The sequence below is a fragment of the Escherichia sp. WS2035 genome (genome assembly GCF_046487065.1).
GTDB lineage: Bacteria > Pseudomonadota > Gammaproteobacteria > Enterobacterales > Enterobacteriaceae > Escherichia > Escherichia coli.
The window spans coordinates 56,213-71,779 of the sequence record NZ_JBJQKD010000013.1 but is presented as its reverse complement, the minus strand read 5'-3'; the positions used below and the strand labels follow the sequence as shown (position 1 = coordinate 71,779).

General features: G+C 45.7%; 24 protein-coding genes. 5 read left to right on the top strand and 19 right to left on the bottom strand.

All coding sequences use genetic code 11. From position 1 onward, the window contains the following. The first annotated feature begins 176 nt into the window (after positions 1–176). On the top strand, positions 177–437 hold the full coding sequence (locus tag ACJHX4_RS19715) for a hypothetical protein (RefSeq protein ID WP_001260273.1): 261 nt from the start codon (positions 177–179) through the stop codon (positions 435–437). Between the two features lie 59 nt (positions 438–496). On the opposite strand, the gene ACJHX4_RS19710 is transcribed toward ACJHX4_RS19715, so the two are convergent. From ACJHX4_RS19710 to ACJHX4_RS19670, 9 genes are all read right to left on the bottom strand, one after another. Then, positions 497–691: a hypothetical protein gene (locus ACJHX4_RS19710; protein ID WP_000734931.1), complete on the bottom strand. Its 195-nt coding sequence runs from the start codon at positions 689–691 to the stop codon at positions 497–499. Between the two features lie 7 nt (positions 692–698). Beyond that, the gene (locus ACJHX4_RS19705; RefSeq protein ID WP_000131873.1) at positions 699–1,178 is read right to left on the bottom strand and encodes a TIGR02594 family protein; all 480 of its coding nucleotides are present in this window, start codon (positions 1,176–1,178) and stop codon (positions 699–701) included. Continuing rightward, on the bottom strand, positions 1,178–1,450 hold the full coding sequence (locus ACJHX4_RS19700; protein WP_000172496.1) for a phage holin family protein: 273 nt from the start codon (positions 1,448–1,450) through the stop codon (positions 1,178–1,180). Before ACJHX4_RS19700 ends, ACJHX4_RS19705 begins: the two co-directional genes overlap by 1 nt. Then, positions 1,450–1,833 carry a putative holin gene (locus ACJHX4_RS19695; protein WP_001294589.1) on the bottom strand — a complete coding sequence of 128 codons (384 nt, stop codon included), beginning with the start codon at positions 1,831–1,833 and terminating at the stop codon, positions 1,450–1,452. Before ACJHX4_RS19695 ends, ACJHX4_RS19700 begins: the two co-directional genes overlap by 1 nt. Before the next feature lie 112 nt (positions 1,834–1,945). Further along, positions 1,946–2,617 carry a bacteriophage antitermination protein Q gene (locus tag ACJHX4_RS19690; RefSeq protein WP_000064384.1) on the bottom strand — a complete coding sequence of 224 codons (672 nt, stop codon included), beginning with the start codon at positions 2,615–2,617 and terminating at the stop codon, positions 1,946–1,948. After that, positions 2,617–2,910 (bottom strand): DUF1364 domain-containing protein, encoded by a 294-nt coding sequence (locus ACJHX4_RS19685; RefSeq protein ID WP_000717783.1) that lies wholly within the window; start codon positions 2,908–2,910, stop codon positions 2,617–2,619. Before ACJHX4_RS19685 ends, ACJHX4_RS19690 begins: the two co-directional genes overlap by 1 nt. Next, entirely contained in the window at positions 2,907–3,503 is a 597-nt protein-coding gene (locus ACJHX4_RS19680) for a DUF1367 family protein (RefSeq protein WP_000057010.1), read from the bottom strand. The genes ACJHX4_RS19685 and ACJHX4_RS19680 overlap by 4 nt, the downstream gene beginning before the upstream one ends. A gap of 77 nt (positions 3,504–3,580) precedes the next feature. Next, positions 3,581–3,760, bottom strand: coding sequence for a hypothetical protein (locus ACJHX4_RS19675; protein WP_001025459.1), 180 nt, complete (start codon positions 3,758–3,760; stop codon positions 3,581–3,583). Positions 3,761–3,911: 151 nt separating this feature from the next. Further along, positions 3,912–4,553: a hypothetical protein gene (locus ACJHX4_RS19670; RefSeq protein ID WP_000847617.1), complete on the bottom strand. Its 642-nt coding sequence runs from the start codon at positions 4,551–4,553 to the stop codon at positions 3,912–3,914. A 243-nt stretch (positions 4,554–4,796) separates the two neighbouring features. Here ACJHX4_RS19670 and ACJHX4_RS19665 point away from each other — a divergent pair, with 243 nt between their 5' ends. The 3 genes from ACJHX4_RS19665 (at position 4,797) to ACJHX4_RS19655 (ending at position 6,532) form a co-directional block, all read left to right on the top strand. Beyond that, positions 4,797–5,030 carry a hypothetical protein gene (locus ACJHX4_RS19665; RefSeq protein ID WP_000536919.1) on the top strand — a complete coding sequence of 78 codons (234 nt, stop codon included), beginning with the start codon at positions 4,797–4,799 and terminating at the stop codon, positions 5,028–5,030. 398 nt (positions 5,031–5,428) lie between these two features. Beyond that, complete coding sequence (locus tag ACJHX4_RS19660) at positions 5,429–5,917, top strand: ImmA/IrrE family metallo-endopeptidase (protein ID WP_000224749.1); 489 nt, start codon at positions 5,429–5,431, stop codon at positions 5,915–5,917. A 9-nt stretch (positions 5,918–5,926) separates the two neighbouring features. Next, a complete protein-coding gene (locus ACJHX4_RS19655) occupies positions 5,927–6,532 on the top strand; it encodes a hypothetical protein (RefSeq protein WP_001138663.1) in 606 nt (201 codons plus the stop codon). A gap of 462 nt (positions 6,533–6,994) precedes the next feature. On the opposite strand, the gene ACJHX4_RS19650 is transcribed toward ACJHX4_RS19655, so the two are convergent. After that, positions 6,995–7,693 (bottom strand): hypothetical protein, encoded by a 699-nt coding sequence (locus ACJHX4_RS19650; protein WP_000536231.1) that lies wholly within the window; start codon positions 7,691–7,693, stop codon positions 6,995–6,997. Positions 7,694–8,881: 1,188 nt separating this feature from the next. Here ACJHX4_RS19650 and ACJHX4_RS19645 point away from each other — a divergent pair. Beyond that, positions 8,882–9,805, top strand: a complete 924-nt coding sequence (locus ACJHX4_RS19645; protein WP_001237642.1) for a lysozyme inhibitor LprI family protein — start codon at positions 8,882–8,884, stop codon at positions 9,803–9,805. Between the two features lie 174 nt (positions 9,806–9,979). Here the strand turns inward: ACJHX4_RS19645 and ACJHX4_RS19640 are convergent, their stop codons facing one another. The 9 genes from ACJHX4_RS19640 to ACJHX4_RS19600 form a co-directional block, all read right to left on the bottom strand. After that, the gene (locus tag ACJHX4_RS19640; RefSeq protein ID WP_001531776.1) at positions 9,980–10,768 is read right to left on the bottom strand and encodes an ORF6N domain-containing protein; all 789 of its coding nucleotides are present in this window, start codon (positions 10,766–10,768) and stop codon (positions 9,980–9,982) included. A gap of 681 nt (positions 10,769–11,449) precedes the next feature. Further along, positions 11,450–11,674, bottom strand: coding sequence for a hypothetical protein (locus tag ACJHX4_RS19635; protein ID WP_000661082.1), 225 nt, complete (start codon positions 11,672–11,674; stop codon positions 11,450–11,452). Further along, the gene (locus ACJHX4_RS19630) at positions 11,671–11,982 is read right to left on the bottom strand and encodes a hypothetical protein (protein ID WP_000875806.1); all 312 of its coding nucleotides are present in this window, start codon (positions 11,980–11,982) and stop codon (positions 11,671–11,673) included. The genes ACJHX4_RS19635 and ACJHX4_RS19630 overlap by 4 nt, the downstream gene beginning before the upstream one ends. After that, positions 11,979–12,215, bottom strand: coding sequence for a hypothetical protein (locus ACJHX4_RS19625; RefSeq protein WP_000918616.1), 237 nt, complete (start codon positions 12,213–12,215; stop codon positions 11,979–11,981). Before ACJHX4_RS19625 ends, ACJHX4_RS19630 begins: the two co-directional genes overlap by 4 nt. Before the next feature lies 1 nt (position 12,216). After that, the gene (locus ACJHX4_RS19620) at positions 12,217–12,627 is read right to left on the bottom strand and encodes a hypothetical protein (RefSeq protein WP_000214056.1); all 411 of its coding nucleotides are present in this window, start codon (positions 12,625–12,627) and stop codon (positions 12,217–12,219) included. Positions 12,628–12,665: 38 nt separating this feature from the next. After that, positions 12,666–14,081 carry a replicative DNA helicase gene (locus tag ACJHX4_RS19615; RefSeq protein WP_000609322.1) on the bottom strand — a complete coding sequence of 472 codons (1,416 nt, stop codon included), beginning with the start codon at positions 14,079–14,081 and terminating at the stop codon, positions 12,666–12,668. Beyond that, positions 14,071–14,826 carry a hypothetical protein gene (locus ACJHX4_RS19610; RefSeq protein WP_001023813.1) on the bottom strand — a complete coding sequence of 252 codons (756 nt, stop codon included), beginning with the start codon at positions 14,824–14,826 and terminating at the stop codon, positions 14,071–14,073. The genes ACJHX4_RS19615 and ACJHX4_RS19610 overlap by 11 nt, the downstream gene beginning before the upstream one ends. Then, positions 14,823–15,047 (bottom strand): hypothetical protein, encoded by a 225-nt coding sequence (locus ACJHX4_RS19605; protein ID WP_000943914.1) that lies wholly within the window; start codon positions 15,045–15,047, stop codon positions 14,823–14,825. The genes ACJHX4_RS19610 and ACJHX4_RS19605 overlap by 4 nt, the downstream gene beginning before the upstream one ends. A gap of 39 nt (positions 15,048–15,086) precedes the next feature. After that, positions 15,087–15,563, bottom strand: a complete 477-nt coding sequence (locus ACJHX4_RS19600) for a toxin YdaT family protein (protein WP_000431205.1) — start codon at positions 15,561–15,563, stop codon at positions 15,087–15,089. Positions 15,564–15,567: the final 4 nt, after the last annotated feature.

The following is a 15,567-nucleotide window of genomic DNA, read 5'->3' as shown; positions in this document are numbered from 1 at the left end:
GTAGCCTCGCGGCGTACTTGTTTGCATACATCAGCTTTGTGTATCTGATTATCAGCGTAAGCTTTCACTTTGGCAGCGAGCCATCCTTTTGTGCTGTATCGATAGACTACCGAACAAGTTTTCCATATATGTATATATCTTGAACTTATTGATATCATTACAGAAAAACAACAACCATGAGAACGCAAAAAATGAACAGAGAAAAAATTGAAGCCTTAATGAGCGTAATATTAAAAGAAGCTGACCCAAAAAAGTTTCCTGAGAAGTTATCAGAGGACGCCATCGTATCTTTTTATCGTGCGAACTCCTCTTATCTAAATTGTTCAACTTTAAGAGAATGGCTAAGCGGCGAAGCAGAGCCTTCAGATGAGATACTTCAGAAGATTATGGTTCAGAACAACTGGCGCGCAACAAAATGGTCAAATCAGTTACCTTAATCTGTTGAATGTGTGCCGCCTTAAAACAAAAAGGCGGCCTCTCGTTAAAGTAAATTACCCTATTTTCCACCAAGGCATGAAGCCTCTGCCCCGGTTGAATCAATACAACCACCGTTCGCAGTAGTAATCTTCGTACCCGGCGCGATCATCACGTGTTTAATACTGCTGCCGTCAGCGCGAGTCGCTTCGGTGTATGTCGAATGTGTGCAGCCTGCCAGCGTGAAGAACGCGACAGCTAAGAGAAGTTTTTTCACGTTTTACCTACGCTTCTGAGATAGATTTCTCAGCATTCACCAATGGAAGTGATTGTGGAACATCCGTTTGACCTGCTGGCCAGCGGTAGCCTGTTACGCGGGAACGAGGAAAAGCTTTGATATTTACTTCATCTGCCTGGTTGCCCCCCAAAATCATTAAATCCCCGGCGGCATTTTTCCCGACAACAAAGCCGACGTGACCACCGCCAGACCGAGACAGAATAGCAATGCATCCATAGGCGGGTTCCTTCAGTTCATTACCCCAATCGAGATAAGAATTCGCAGACTCAAAACGCGTTGAGCGAATACCCGCACGTTCCAGCATTGCCCCGGTGAAAGCAGCGCACCACGGTGTTTCGTCATCCTTAATGCCGCCGCGTTTGATATCTTTCCAGTACTGCACAATTTCTGCAGCATGTTGCTTCCCTTTCATTTCCCGAATGCCGAGGTTTTTTCGAGCCTCGATTAGCCATTTAGGATCCGTCATTACCTGTCTCCTGTTATTTTTGAAATATTCCCTCGTGCCCGCCAGACAGCAATACAGATGGTGAGGTTGAGAAAGAACTCTGCGGGATCAACCTGCGTATATTTCCCGTAAAAAATTCGTAGGGCTATCCACGCAGCAGACAGAATCGCGAGGTAAGCAGTTAGTGAGATGAAAAAACGATAGCGGCCTGTTTTTTGAAAAAACATCAACCGTAGTGCCAACATCAGACAAATAATTGCATTGGCATTGATGAGGACAGAGTGCAGGGTCATTATTTCATCCCCTTATCTGATTTCCATAAACGAGCTTGTGACATGATCCGCAACAGTGATGTAACGCTGATTACTGATGCAACCAGTGCACCAATGGCGGGAGAGACTTTTACTGTTACGGGAGGGTTCAGGTGACTCAGCACCGCGTTCAGAATACCGGTAATGATGGCTGACGCTGTCTCAGCGCAATACACACCGCCAACAAACGAAATGAGTGCGAAAATAACCTGCTTCCAGAATCGATGCTGCCCGGACGACAACACATAGAGAGCTGCGCCTGCCAGCGCACAGATCATCACTGCAGGTGTTGCCTCAGGAAATAACGCAGCAAACGTCACCCCCGCCGAGCCAGCAGCAACGCCAGCGGTTAGAGGTTCAGACATGATTTTTCCTGATTCAGAAACGACAAAACCCCGCCGTGGCGAGGTTCTTAGAAATTTGGCAACATACCAAATTAGCGTCAAATATGGCCTATTTTGTTCGTTTTTGCAAGCATTATACGCAAACGTCGTCTAAATGGTTCTGATAATGATGCAAAGTTGCAAGAAGTGCCACTTCATCAAGTGCTCTCACCGCCTCTTTCATTCCTACCCAGTGCAGGGAGTATGTTTCGCACCAGGTGGAACGAGAAACCGACAGCATTCCTGCTAGGGTAGATCCGGCCATCTCCTTAAAATCCTCGCGTTTATTTGCTGCTGCGACCGCCTGCACGGACAACCACACCAACGAAAGCAGGCGCTTAACTACTTTTCTCTGAGTTGACGCGGGGATGTTTCCTTTATAGCGACTCCAGACAGCCTCACAAATAGCTGTTTGGTGTTTGAATGCCAGGTTACCACCGTAGCAATAACGCAACCACGCTTGCTGACTTGCATCCAGCGAGTTCACAGAACGCCGCCAGGATGAATCAGCAAATTCAAAATCACTCATCGGCGGCGCGGGGCGACGTCTGCTGAAACTTTCCAGAGCGTAAACTGGCGTAACCAGAGCATCAACGGTCCGGTCCTCCAGCTGCACACGGTGAATATGTTTGCGTGGGTATGCGTTTTTGTCTGCCGGTGGGTGCTCACACAATGCTTCCAGTTGCCCCTTAGAACCACCAGACAAATCCCGCAATGCAGCGCGCAGTTTTATGCGGGTATATTCCAATAAATACTCGTTACTCATCAGATAAACTCCTCATCGCGCCAGATAGCCAGTGTTCTGAAAACTCCCTCAGCGTGCATCAACAACAATGAGTCGTGCTCGTAATCCGTTTTTGTACGTCCGTCGATGGCATCGTGACACGCACTGCAGGCGATAGCGCCCTGCATATCGTGAGGTTTGATGGCTGTGCCGCACGTTCCGGCGAGACGATAATGAGCCAGTACGCTGGTTTCAGGATTGTGATTGCACACACCGGGGATACGCACAGTACAAGCGCGACTGCGTGCAGCTTTTCTCAGGTCGATTTTTTTCATGATGTGTAATCCAGCAGCTGCGCGGCGGCATTTTCAGCGGCCTCCTGAGAGGCAAATGTGCGGAACAAAATATAATTCCACAGCACATCTAAAACGGCTGAATACAGTTGACCGAACTCAAGATCGTCCATCGCTGCAAACGAGATTGAACGAGGTACGCGCATCAAACTGCCGTCTGGCATCTGATGAACGTCATAAAACCCAGCTTCCATAATCGCCCATGCGCGAAACGCCTCGAACGACTTCACCGCACTGATACTCCCCGCGCGCTTTTCCGACTCATCGAGAAGATACTGATCAGCCAGCTCTGCCATGACATCACCGTGTCCACCGTAATACGCCAGTAACTTAACGTAGCCGTGAACCAGTTCGCGCTCCGCAGGAGAAATAGCCCCTCCGGACGGATGCCAGTAATCAAAGCCCAGGTTGAGAAGTGAGAAAAATTTACGATGAAACGCGGGATTACGCGCCTGTTTGAAATCTGCATACACAACAGCACCTGGTTTGACTCGTTCAGTCAACCAGCGTTGCGTGTCTGGTGTCGCGGGTATTAGCGAACCGCCGGATACCCTGATAAATGAATGCTGCGCCATGGTTAACTCCAGGTGGCGCGGCAGTGTTCAGAAAATGGTGCCGGGTGTTCAATCCAGCACCGATATTATACCGTGTTTTACGCGTCAGGGGGTGTAATAGTATATCCAGCTATTTCTGCCAACTCGAGAAACGCCATCAGGCTGGCAATCCGCTCATCATCGGTCAGAACACGCACACCAACGATGTGTCCGTCCTTACGCTTGATAACAGCCCGGCATGTTTCCGGTAGTTCGCCTATAGATTCTTGAATATTCATGTCTTCCCCCCAATGCCACAACCTGTATATTTATACAGTATTTTATGGCATTTGTCATAACGCCAAATACAATGAGGGAATAATGAACAATTATATTCACGTCGTGAATTTTATTAAACGGTTTTATAGGGGATTAAACCGTTTATGGTCATTATTTATCACTCCTGTAAATTGGAATTAACCATTTTCTAATCGTCGACGCTGCAGGTGGGTCAGAGTATTTCGCCACAAAAATACCGGATATGTATTGCACGCCACGCGATAATGGCGCTGTCGGGTTTTCAGTAAAAAAACGATCAGCCAGTTCAATGGCTTCGCTTTTTAATCTGTGCTGTGGTCGTCCTCCGCCCTTTGTTCCCAGGTATCGCGCCAGTTGTTTGAAACGGTAGGCGATGATTAACGGTCGCATCATCATATTGAAAAAATCGCGGGCATCGTTGTCAGCGCCTTGCGCTATCAACAGTGCAAAAAACAGATACGGGATTATGTACACTTCAGGAGATATACGAACCCGTTCACAAGTTGGTGGAGCCAACTCAATAAGTAAGTCAGCCAGCGGATTCCCCTTTTCTCCACGTTTGTAATAGCGATACAGCGGCCCGATATCAAGTTCACTCACGTCGATTTCAGGATGCCCGGCAACGACTGTACGTATCTCTTCTGCCAGAGCGTCAAATATTGCCCCGGTCCGTTCAAGATAGAGCCTCCGGGTCGAACCGCGATCATCCAACGCCCGTAACATATCTAACCGGCTAACGAAAGTTTCAGGCCAGTCCTCATAGAAGGTTTTCATAATTACCTCGAATAATAAAAACTGCACTATTTGCACAATTTATTATTCGTTTTCACGCCGCTGAGTTCTATAAAAAAGAAAAAACCTCCGAGGCAGGGTTTTGTTATGGCTCGTTAAATCATCATCCAACTTTTTAGACTGAACGGTGATACTTGCAAATATTTGAAAATATGGGCTGGAACCCTATCTTATGATGTGCCTGGTAATTTATATTGTTGGGTCTTTATATCATGAGGAATCACTATGGGTACGTTAGGCAACCAGCCGTGCAGAAGTCGTTATGAGTTCGATGATTTTAATTTAGCCAATCGAGCTGCGGCTCTTACTAAGTTAGCAAAAGAAACTGGTGTATCGGTGGATACCTTAATCAAACTTGAAATTGCTATGCAACTGAATCGGCTCAACTCCATCCTTATCGAAAACGGTGACAAGATGGACGAGAATCTGGCAGGTATTGGCGAGATACTGCAGAAGTGAGAGTAGCCCCTCTTCTGAGGGGTTGCACATTTAAAATATTAAGGGCGGTCTTCTTCACGTACACAGTCACCTGGTCGAATCGTTCACGCATACTGAGTACAAAAAATCTCAACGATAAGATCAGGTTAGACCTGTATTTTCCAGAAACATATAGACGCCTAAAAAAACACTAAACTCATGATTATCATGTATGTTTTTACTGGAAACATTGAACCATCCACAATACAGCGTAAAAAGCAAGCAATTCACAAGATTTTAAAGTGATTTATCTGGAAGACTTTACTACTAACAGTTAATATCGTACCAGAAGTGCAGAATTTGCACTTTTACAGGAATGTGGTACGGAACATGCTGTCTATATTTCAACCAATAATCGTAATGCAGTAACTGGAGGAGCTATGGCTACCAACCCAAGAGAGCACGCCCGGCGAGTGCTGGACACGTTCTGGTGCGGGCGTGGTTTCCCTGTTGATCCAGCGAAAATTGCTCACGACATGGGATTAGATGTTTTTATTACCGATCTTCCTGGGAAAGTTTCTGGCGCACTGATTAAACAAAAAGATCAAGATCCAGCGATCTTTCTAAACAGTGATGACAACAAAGTTCGTCAACGTTTTTCATGTGGGCATGAGTTGGGGCATTACATCGCCCGGCAAGCATCGCATAGCGATGAATATGAGTACGTTGATTTACGTGGCGAAACCGCAAGCGCCGGAACGCATCCTGATGAAATTTTTGCAAACAAGTTCGCAGCAGAACTTCTGATGCCGGTAGATGAGGTCAGAAAACTGCACGCTGACGGTCAACCAAGTTATATAATGGCGCATTATTTTGGCGTATCTGACGATGCGATGACTTATCGTTTAAAGAACTTGAGGTTGGGGTAACGCTTTAAAATGCCATCGGATGACGATTTTAACAGCCGTTTCAAACAGGAAGTAGCACGCAGACTGAAGGATTCCCTCAACCTACACCGTCAGTTAGCAGAAGAGGTTGAGCCGGAGGACGATGAAACTCCGGTTCAGTCTCCTGACGAAGCTTCACCTCAGCCAAAGGTTTCGCACGCCCCCAAAAAAACGGCTGTCCGTATTCGCGGAATAGCCAGAAAAAGAGCTGCCGAAGCTCGCAAAATGGCTGTAGCTGCGTCTAGCAAAAGAATTCCAACTGCTACACCCTCTCAACAAGTCACCCGTACTGAGAGTAAAATCTTGACCGAGTTCACATCTGTGAAACAGGTGAATTCACTTGATACCGAGCATGAGCGCAAACAACTCAACAACAAAGATTTTGAAGCAGAAATCGCTCTAAAAAAACGATACGGGAAATGGTTCCTGATTATCCTTGCTTTCCAACTTCTGATAATGAATGGTGTATTTATTGCCGACGGCGCAGGTAAGCTGGAATTTGAGGATTTAACACTACAGTTGTACATGGGCGGTACTTTGACAGAGGTATTCGGCCTCGTGCTGGTCGTGACAAAATACCTTTTTAAACGCAAGTAACTCTCTCGGTCCAACAGTCTTTCGAAGGCCCTGATCAAAGGGCCTTGATAAATTAGCAGTGCGTTGAAAACAGATAGTTATTCCCATCAGTTCCAACGTAATACACATCAAAAAAATCACCATTCTTTTGCTCTAACGTCAACACCTACCCTTAAAAAAATAATTCTCCAAGAATGAGAAAGTTATTGTGTGTATTAGATAAGATATGAGCTGACACATCTATGGCGTGGAGCCAAATTTAATATGACAGTCCGCTCTGTGCCATAAGCGGACTGTCAATAAACAGATTCACTTGTAAATCTTGAAGCTATACATATTTACTTTCAATGATAAATAAAAGAACTATCCAAAAATCACTGAGAGCATATTTTAACTAACCCTCCGCTACTATTAACATAAATTTCACCCAACCATAATTAAATTGATACATATAGCAACTTACCTTGATACGAATCATCTGGGTTATATTTTTCCATATTTTTTTCCGTCAAATCGAATCATGCCAGGATCAAGAAAATTAATTAAATCGATTAACGCGTGCTGTATTCTGATTAGCCTTTCTTTATAAATTCCGATATCTCTTGTCATATTTATCACTTCATTGTTTAAATCTAAAAAAAATGGCTCATTGATAAAGCAATTTTCCTTTGTGAAACTGCCGTAACCTATGCAATCAAATCCAGTATCTGTTGATATCAGCATCTTTTCTGCAATAGCTCTCTGCTCTCCTATGAAAAACATAAAATACTGACCAAAGACGTCTGTTTGGATTAATGAGTTAATATTGTTCTGTAATCTAATAAACTCCCTCATTTTTTTATTTTTTTCTAGGCTAAGGTATTGAATGTCTATGCGGGCAGCTTCTGTCCATGCAAAAAACTGGGAAAAAAGAAAAACAGTATTGTTGATAACATAATCTTGTTGGCGCTTATTCCCATTATGATAAAACTCTTCAATGAACCCCAATTCTAATATATTATAAATACGGCTTTGTAAGTCTGAAGCTGAGCGAATTAACGGTTCAATATAGTACTGATGTTTTCTCCTTACATCCAGTGATTCATTGAGCTTGTTTATTCTATTCTGATTATAAGTAGATATAGCAATAGAGATTATAGCTATTGCACCACTAATAAAGCTTGAAATTAATGCCGTACCCATCTAAAAGTCCTTTGATTCTTGCTTGGTTAACAAAATGACATAATTTTATTTAATGCCATAACAACTTAACAATATATCATAATATGATTATTATGGTGTAGCTTGTCGCATCTACGCTCCATTACAAACAGATGTAAGATATAACCTATATGTTTTAGCCAGCAAATTCGAAAGCATTCAAAGTAGTCTCATCGAACTCTCGAAACCCTATGTCTTCGGGTATAAAATATTTAAATCCATTTGCATAATATCGACTCATGTTTATTATATTCTCCCCATTCACCATTAAGATTTGACATTATTTTCAACAATCGGTTATTGCAAGATTGAAATATATTTTTACTTGACACAATATTCCATGTAGCCCAGCGATTCGACTTACCCCCAACTATACGGACAATCTAAATTAAATCGATGATTTTTTGATACATTCTCCTCTCTCCATTACTTTATGTTTTTGTTCCCCAAAAATACCTTGCTCTCTAAAAAATAATTGTTCTTTAAGTTCAAAATCGAGATCTACATGAGCGTTAGATACAAAGCTAATATGTTGAAATGTCTTTCCCCCCCCCATAACGGCATTGTTATCTAAACTATGTTACACAAATATAATATTACCCTTTCAACGTAATCCAAGAATAAGATTAATGCCATTATATATATCATAAATATGATATTTTGTATATTTTTATCATTTAGCCTTGATTGTACTAGGTGTACTCTCAACGAAGTAGGGAAAGTCTGTTCCTCGCTCACAGCTGCCCTTCAGTAAGCGAAAAAATGCCTACTCGGTGCCATATACAGCCATTGTTATTAACAGCAGGGAATAATTCAAAACTGAAATTAAATATCTACCTTTTACAGTAGAAATAGTTCCTCCAGGACACTATCCATTGCCGGGCACAATCACTCGGGGTATAACGATATAAAATATGTTCATGATAGTGCAGGTTCGTATATTAAGTTCAGCAGCGAAAACATGCCTTACAGGTTTCCGGTTTTGGGAGCGTCGTTACAGGATCCTGCGCATACCGTTCCCATCTGTTGAATTAAAGGTTTCACAGCCTTTGCCGATATCACCTTTTACCTTACCTGTGATGCGTTCAGTGCTCAGCGTTGTTTACTGTAGCTCTCGGGACTGATTACAGACCGCGTCTTAAAAACCAATCCTTACTCTAAAGGGAATTCATGAGATTAAAATACTCAGTACTCTTACTCGCCATTGCCCTTACAGGCTGTGATAACAAAAAAGATGAGATCGGTTGTTCTTCGGAAATAACCCAGTCAGCTCTCATGGATTTATTAAAAAAATCTGCTTATGAAGGACTCTCTGAACAGGTCGATAAATACCCTGATGTCACTAATCAGACCAAACGAAGCACACTGGACAAGATCAAACTAGCCATCTCTGAGATCTCCACAACATCAAGTGACACGGGCAGCACAATGAAAACTTGTGAAGGGACCGTGACGATGACTCTATCTGCGAACGAGTACGTCCAGCTTTCAGATGCTTACAGAAAGAATTTTAATCGTAATCTCGATAAGCAAATGGAAAGCCTGTTTTTGGAGAACAACGCAAACGCCTTTTCAAAACGTATCACCTACACCGTGCAGGCGACCGACGATCAGAAAAACGTTTTTGTAAAAACCTCTACTGATAATCCGATATCAGTGGGCGCCGCTTTACTGACATCGCTTTCCATTATCACCCCGATCGTTGAGCAGCAGAAAATCCAGCAGGCTAAGGATGCCCAACAGAGTCAAATTGAAGCGGAACAACAGGTGCAACTCAGGGCGCAAGAACAGGCTAAGTATGAGGCGGAGAAGCAAATAGAGAGACAGGCACAACTTCAGCCGCAAAAAGCTGACAACCTTGATCAGTCCCGAATGGCATTTGCGAATGCCGACTCTGATTTGAGTACCGTCTGGAGCAAGTTAACCCCGGCGAAGAAAAAAGATTTGCTGCCTTCTCAGCGTCAGTGGATCAAAACTAAGGATGCTATGTGCGGTAAAGTTTCAATGCAGGGAACAGATGCTGAAGTCAAGAAAATGGTCGACTGCCAGACGCAAATGACCCTTTCAAGAATCGCTTTCCTCAGAAACCAATAACTGAAGTCTCCTTCAAGCTGGCGCCAGGTGTTAACCTGGTGCCAGCTTAGTCATCAAGTGCATATGTAACTGTTTTATATGGGCGGTACTTTGACAGAGGTATTCGGTCTCGTGCTGGTCGTGGTCAAATACCTTTTTAAGCGCAAATAGAGTATTTCCGCCCCAAACAACCTGTCAAAATGCTGAATTAGCAACGGATATAGCCGACTTTTTCCCCATTACCATCAATTTATCCAGTGTCATACTTCGCAGATTGTCGCTGTGGATCACCAGATACCCTGCCCGCTCAGCGATCTCTTTGAAAGCGTCAAAGGTCATCAGATGTTCGCCTTTGGCAACATGGCGCATCCCGGTCACTTTTCCATTTTTGATAGTGGTGATAAAAGAAAAATCTGGAATGGTTGGGTGATTTTCATCGAGTAGCAGGCAGTGGATGTATTCAATCGCCTCTAACATTTGCGTCTGTGACAGTTGTTCTATGTGAGAGACGGCGAAGCGTTGATGAATCATGGTGTAGGCATCGGGATACATCATGCCTTTCTTGCCGACCAGTATATTAACGGCATCACGCAAGGGAGTACGGTCATCGGTAGTTGTACTCCGCCTCTCTGGACGCTGGCTAAAATAACAATCTTCCAGCTTTTCGAAAACTTCCCAGGCCTGTTCTGTTTCCAGCATTTTGGCATGGCGAGCTGCGCCGCGTTCTGTCCAGAGAATGAGGGATCGGGTATGTTTAGCAACTGACTGACTATCTGTCAGTCTGTTTTTGAAGTCGCGTAATTCATTACCTTCCAGCTTAAAAAAATGCTTTCCTACGACAAATCTGGCGATGTTGCGCTTGAAGTTTTGCTGGATACCATTTACTTCCGTGCCATACAAACTGGCAAGCAATTCAGTAGTGATGACGGGAAGTTGGTTATGATGTAGCGGAGAAAGGGATTCCGCAGATATTTGGACTGTCATCGCAGTGGCCTCACTTAGTGTTTTTTTCATCACCACCAGCGACGCCAATCATCTGGTGGTGAGCTGTGCAGGGTTGGCGTAACCGGCTAAGTGAACCCGGCGCTTCCACAGAAGCCCCCACACAGCCCACCATAATGCGAATGTGGCCGTGCCTAACACATAAAAAAACCGCTAACGCGGCTATGCGTCACTTAGATATCCGGGACGCCAATCCCGGCAACCGATTTTGCGGCTGCGCGGAAACTATAGCCCCGGACTTTTTCTAAGTCAATTCAATCAACTTCAAACCTCCGGTGTTCACATTCCATACACTCAACGGGAACATCATCGCGATGCAAGTCCACATATCCGACCCGCTTATACAACTCAATAATGTCCGGTAACGTGACCAGATGTTTTTCCGGTTCCAACACCTCAGCCCGGGTTACTTTGTAATCTGAAATATAGAGCACTATCCGCCCGTTCCGTGGTAACTCCAGTTTATCGCCAAACATGTCCTTTCCCTCCGGGAAACCAATGATATTGACGATATTACACCCACAACGATTCGTTTTACGTCACTCCGCAATCACCATACATCCGTACCAATCCGTACATTCCCACCACAAAAACGATATTTGACAGGCACTGGTAATAGATTTTTAACGCGTGCTATTGCCTTGCGACGTATTTTCAATTCACTCATACAGCCTCCCTGCTCTCAAACGGACGAATATTGGTTGGTTCTCCACACGGAATAGCCCAACCCAGCCAGGTAAATATTTTCAGGTCACACATCGCGTCATACCGTTCGCCAGGATTCACATCCACCATGCTGCAGGCAATTTCATATTGTTCACCATTATCAGTCAGTGCGATCTGGTCATTAATAAACCGGGGCACAAATGCAAGAAAAAGTTCTTTCATGAAATTCTCCGCTCAAAATAAACAAACTGATTCACCGCTCCGATCGGCATTTCGAGTTTTTCTGCGATATCCTGGCGATTAATACCCGACTGATGTAATTCCCTTGCCAGCTCGATATCTTCCTGGAGGTATTTCACTGACTGGTGATAATTACCCCGCAGATACATACAGATTTTCAGCTCGCGCGCTTTTGTGCGTACCGCTGCACCGGTTCTGCCAATAAGCTGCCCTATACGTTCAACTGTCATGCTGCCCGCACATTGTTTGATGATTACGACTTCCGCACGCACCCACCGTTTGTATTTCATTGTTCCATCACCCCTCTCCAGTAGTTCAGACGCTCTCTGAAAAATTCCCGGTACGTATCTGGCGTCATTCCGATTTGCTCAATCACGCTTCCCCTCGGAATACGTTTCTCAAAGAGTTGGCGGATCAGCGCCGCCGCTCGCATGTCGTAGTGCTCTTTAAGCTGGTATTCCTGGGGCCATTTGGCGCGGTTGTGTGGTAAGCCGGGCGGCAGGTAATCTGATTGCCCGGCCATATCACGCCCCTTTCTTTGCTATCGGAGTGATGGAACTCAGCAGCAGGCGGCAGCGACCAGGCGCGCCAATGCGCTGCCCGGTTATCTTGTCGTAAGTTTCATGCGGTGAGGCACACCAGGTTGTCGCTGTTTCGTGGAGTTTCACTTGCCGCTCACCATTTCTGCGAATCGCGATCCCGGTGTGCGTTTTGCCCTTACGTTTCACTGCTGGCGCTGCGGCTACGGATGCCTGACGGGCAGGCTTAGCAGGGGTTGAAAAATTGCCTGCTTTAGGTCTTGGCACAAAAACCGCGCGAGTGCGCGCACGTGGCCCGACGTTCATATTCCACAAAATGACGTCGAGATAGTTTTTACCGTCGTCTATGTGTCCTTTGTCCGACGGGTACTCTAATTTGCCTGGAGTGGTGGTCATTGGTCTTTCCTCGGTTATTTCACGCTGGTCAGGCGTGGTTAAAATTCATTTGTGCGAGAATTATCGCTACGGGAATAACGTTTATTTTTTTCTGAGCGGTCGTTGGTAAGGCGATAAACCTCCTCATCGCTGATATCAATAACTGAGCCATTTTTCATCAGGGCATAGGCTGTTCCCGATGGTCCTTCGCGGTTCAGACGTAGCAACATTTCCATGAGATTTGGGTCGGCATTTTCGTTATAAACAGCATCACGATAGAGGCCAATCCAGACATCGCAATCTTGTTCGATCTGCCCGGTATCTTTACTGTCGCTCGGGTTAGGCCGCTTATCGGCACGTTCTTCAAGCTTTCGGTTGAGTTGCGTCAGCAGGACCACAACACAATCCAGCTCTTTTGCCAGGTTCTTCAAACCGGTTGTGATATCGCCATACGCAATATCCCTACGCTCTGCCGATTCGGTCTTCATCAGCGTCAAATAGTCAATTGCCACCAGGCCAACCGAGCCACGCATCCGTTTAACTTTTCGACATTCAGCGACAATATGCGCAAGGGTTACACCTGCCGTGCTGTCAATCATCATGTTGGATTCGGCAATCTCCCCCGCCTTTGCTATTGCGAGACTCAATTCAGATTCATCGTTAGGGCCAAGATAAAAAATCTCCGAATTGACCTTTGCTTCCTGCGCAACCATGCGTTCAATGAGACTTCTGTCAGTCATTTCCAGGCTAAATACCAGCGTCGGCAAACGATGATTCAGAGCAAAATGCACCGCAATTTTATTAAACGCGGCTGTCTTGCCCATTTTTGGCCGGGCACCAATAACGACCAATGAACCTCTTAACGCCTGCTTTGGTGCCATTAAGCGATCAAGGCTTTCGATTCCGAGCGTTAGTCCGGCTGCATGTGCTGGATCATTGAAACGGCGCTCAAGGTCATCTATCCAGTCATCGACGACTTCACTTGCCGGACGCAAACCGCCCTTATGCCCGGTACGGGAATGTTCGGCCACCTGCCCAATCACTTGCTGAACGGCGGTGATCCTGTCAGTAGCAGTCATATCTGCAGGCTGGATCATAATCTCCAGACAAGAATTCAACTTTTCCACGGCATAACGAAGAATGGCTTTTTCACGTACAATTTTCGCGTAGTTGACCATTGAGGCCGGAATCGCCGCCTTACTCATTTCAGCCAGGTATGCGAATCCCCCCACGCGCTCATACAGCCCCTTCGATTCCATCAGTTCGGTCAGTGTTATCAGGTCAGTTGGTTTATCAGCTTGAAATAATCCTTTGATCTCCCGGTAGATAACCTGATGCGCATTGATATAAAACGTTTCCGGTTTCAGTAACGCAAATACCGCATTGGTTCTGTCGTGGTCGGTATTCAGCATCAGACAGCCCAGAACAGCCTGTTCTGCGTCAACGCTGTACAGTGCAATCGCGTTATTTATCATTTGCGCGTTCTTCCTTGACCGAAACATAGCAGCGTTCGGTAATCAGATAATCAAGATTTTTACGCCGCCAGAATCCTCCCCTGCCATTTGGCCTGTCCTCCAGCATCCAGCGACAATTGCCACCGATAAATTCCAGATAGGCCCGCCAACGGGACTCATTGAAATTGAATTTTTTCCAGAAAGTGCGAAGGTGTTTTTTTCTGCCGTCAGTGAGGATTTTCACTGGTGGCATCTCTGGCAAAATCTCGTGATAGGTATCGAGTATCACCTGATAATTTATTCTCTGGTCGGCAGGTTGTTGGGTGTCGGCGTCAGCCGATTCACCATCAGTAATAATCTCTGTAGTATTCTCTGTAAGAATGTTTGTTGGTTTTCCACGTACAGGCCTGGTGGTTTTCCCCTCACCTGTATGTGGTTTTTCCGCATCCTTGTATGCGGACGTAAGTAGCTGGCACAACACATCATTATCGATTTTGTAGTACAGCCTGGCAGGCAAGCCCTGTTTACGTTCCAGCAAGACGCCGAGACCACGTAGTTTTTTGCGCGCGCCCTCCTGCTCGTATCGTGAAAGCCCTGTTTCCTCTTCCCACTCATCCTGGGTTTTATATACCCAGCCGTCGTCAGTTGTTCTGTTTGTCCAGTACGTCAACTGCGACAGAAACAATGCGGCAGTCACGCCCATTTCAAGACGGATAAAACTTCTCTGGAAGGCTATGGGTCTATCAAGTAACGGGAGGATGTTCATATGCCCAAAGCCTCTGAGAGAACGCGACAGCCAGCCTCATAGGCAGCGCCAGAGAGATTTTGCTCACGCAGTTTCGCTTTTTCTTCTTCGTACTTTTCCCATACAGAACGTGCAGCTGCGACGCGGCCATCGAATATGGGGCGGATCTCTGCAACATGTGCCGGGCGTCCATTCAGGTGCCAGCCGTTACGCCAGGTAATGCGGTCAATATGTCTTAACATCGGTCTTTCCTCGGTATAAGTTAAACGCTGGTCAGGCGCTCATGCATGGTGGTCTTGCGCAGTGCGTATCACTGCTCCTCGCGTCGCTACCAGCGCCGCTATTGCTTCGTCAATTTCCTGAATAGTTAACTCTGGCGCGAAGTGGAGATGTACAGCGTTAATCGCTTCCACCCCTTCTTTTGCCGCCAGCGTTGCCAGCAAAACGGGATCGCCCGGCGACTCCAGACGTGCCCGCCGTTCTGCGGGTAGCACGGCTTTCATCACACTGGCCAGCACCTGAGTTTTTCGGCGCGCCGCCGTTGTCTCGCCACGTAACCAGCGAAAGATTTTCTGCCGATTGTTGTTGATGGCTCTCCAGTCCACGTTGCCGTCCGCGTCCTCAAATTCATGTAGTCTCAACTCATCATTGCGTCCCTGACTGAACCAGGCCCGGCAGATTTCAATCGTGACGAGTTCCTGCCCTGCCCTTGCCGCCCAGGTCAAAATCTCTTTTTGTAATTCCTCTTGGTTTTCCATAGCG

Bases quoted from the DNA above. Each gene is read 5' to 3' on its own strand.
- ACJHX4_RS19715 (WP_001260273.1), top strand. From the start codon at position 177: ATGAGAACGCAAAAAATGAACAGAGAAAAAATTGAAGCCTTAATGAGC.
- ACJHX4_RS19705 (WP_000131873.1), bottom strand. From the start codon at position 1,178: ATGACGGATCCTAAATGGCTAATCGAGGCTCGAAAAAACCTCGGCATT.
- ACJHX4_RS19700 (WP_000172496.1), bottom strand. From the start codon at position 1,450: ATGACCCTGCACTCTGTCCTCATCAATGCCAATGCAATTATTTGTCTG.
- ACJHX4_RS19695 (WP_001294589.1), bottom strand. From the start codon at position 1,833: ATGTCTGAACCTCTAACCGCTGGCGTTGCTGCTGGCTCGGCGGGGGTG.
- ACJHX4_RS19690 (WP_000064384.1), bottom strand. From the start codon at position 2,617: ATGAGTAACGAGTATTTATTGGAATATACCCGCATAAAACTGCGCGCT.
- ACJHX4_RS19685 (WP_000717783.1), bottom strand. From the start codon at position 2,910: ATGAAAAAAATCGACCTGAGAAAAGCTGCACGCAGTCGCGCTTGTACT.
- ACJHX4_RS19680 (WP_000057010.1), bottom strand. From the start codon at position 3,503: ATGGCGCAGCATTCATTTATCAGGGTATCCGGCGGTTCGCTAATACCC.
- ACJHX4_RS19675 (WP_001025459.1), bottom strand. From the start codon at position 3,760: ATGAATATTCAAGAATCTATAGGCGAACTACCGGAAACATGCCGGGCT.
- ACJHX4_RS19670 (WP_000847617.1), bottom strand. From the start codon at position 4,553: ATGAAAACCTTCTATGAGGACTGGCCTGAAACTTTCGTTAGCCGGTTA.
- ACJHX4_RS19665 (WP_000536919.1), top strand. From the start codon at position 4,797: ATGGGTACGTTAGGCAACCAGCCGTGCAGAAGTCGTTATGAGTTCGAT.
- ACJHX4_RS19660 (WP_000224749.1), top strand. From the start codon at position 5,429: ATGGCTACCAACCCAAGAGAGCACGCCCGGCGAGTGCTGGACACGTTC.
- ACJHX4_RS19655 (WP_001138663.1), top strand. From the start codon at position 5,927: ATGCCATCGGATGACGATTTTAACAGCCGTTTCAAACAGGAAGTAGCA.
- ACJHX4_RS19650 (WP_000536231.1), bottom strand. From the start codon at position 7,693: ATGGGTACGGCATTAATTTCAAGCTTTATTAGTGGTGCAATAGCTATA.
- ACJHX4_RS19645 (WP_001237642.1), top strand. From the start codon at position 8,882: ATGAGATTAAAATACTCAGTACTCTTACTCGCCATTGCCCTTACAGGC.
- ACJHX4_RS19640 (WP_001531776.1), bottom strand. From the start codon at position 10,768: ATGACAGTCCAAATATCTGCGGAATCCCTTTCTCCGCTACATCATAAC.
- ACJHX4_RS19635 (WP_000661082.1), bottom strand. From the start codon at position 11,674: ATGAAAGAACTTTTTCTTGCATTTGTGCCCCGGTTTATTAATGACCAG.
- ACJHX4_RS19630 (WP_000875806.1), bottom strand. From the start codon at position 11,982: ATGAAATACAAACGGTGGGTGCGTGCGGAAGTCGTAATCATCAAACAA.
- ACJHX4_RS19625 (WP_000918616.1), bottom strand. From the start codon at position 12,215: ATGGCCGGGCAATCAGATTACCTGCCGCCCGGCTTACCACACAACCGC.
- ACJHX4_RS19620 (WP_000214056.1), bottom strand. From the start codon at position 12,627: ATGACCACCACTCCAGGCAAATTAGAGTACCCGTCGGACAAAGGACAC.
- ACJHX4_RS19615 (WP_000609322.1), bottom strand. From the start codon at position 14,081: ATGATAAATAACGCGATTGCACTGTACAGCGTTGACGCAGAACAGGCT.
- ACJHX4_RS19610 (WP_001023813.1), bottom strand. From the start codon at position 14,826: ATGAACATCCTCCCGTTACTTGATAGACCCATAGCCTTCCAGAGAAGT.
- ACJHX4_RS19605 (WP_000943914.1), bottom strand. From the start codon at position 15,047: ATGTTAAGACATATTGACCGCATTACCTGGCGTAACGGCTGGCACCTG.
- ACJHX4_RS19600 (WP_000431205.1), bottom strand. From the start codon at position 15,563: ATGGAAAACCAAGAGGAATTACAAAAAGAGATTTTGACCTGGGCGGCA.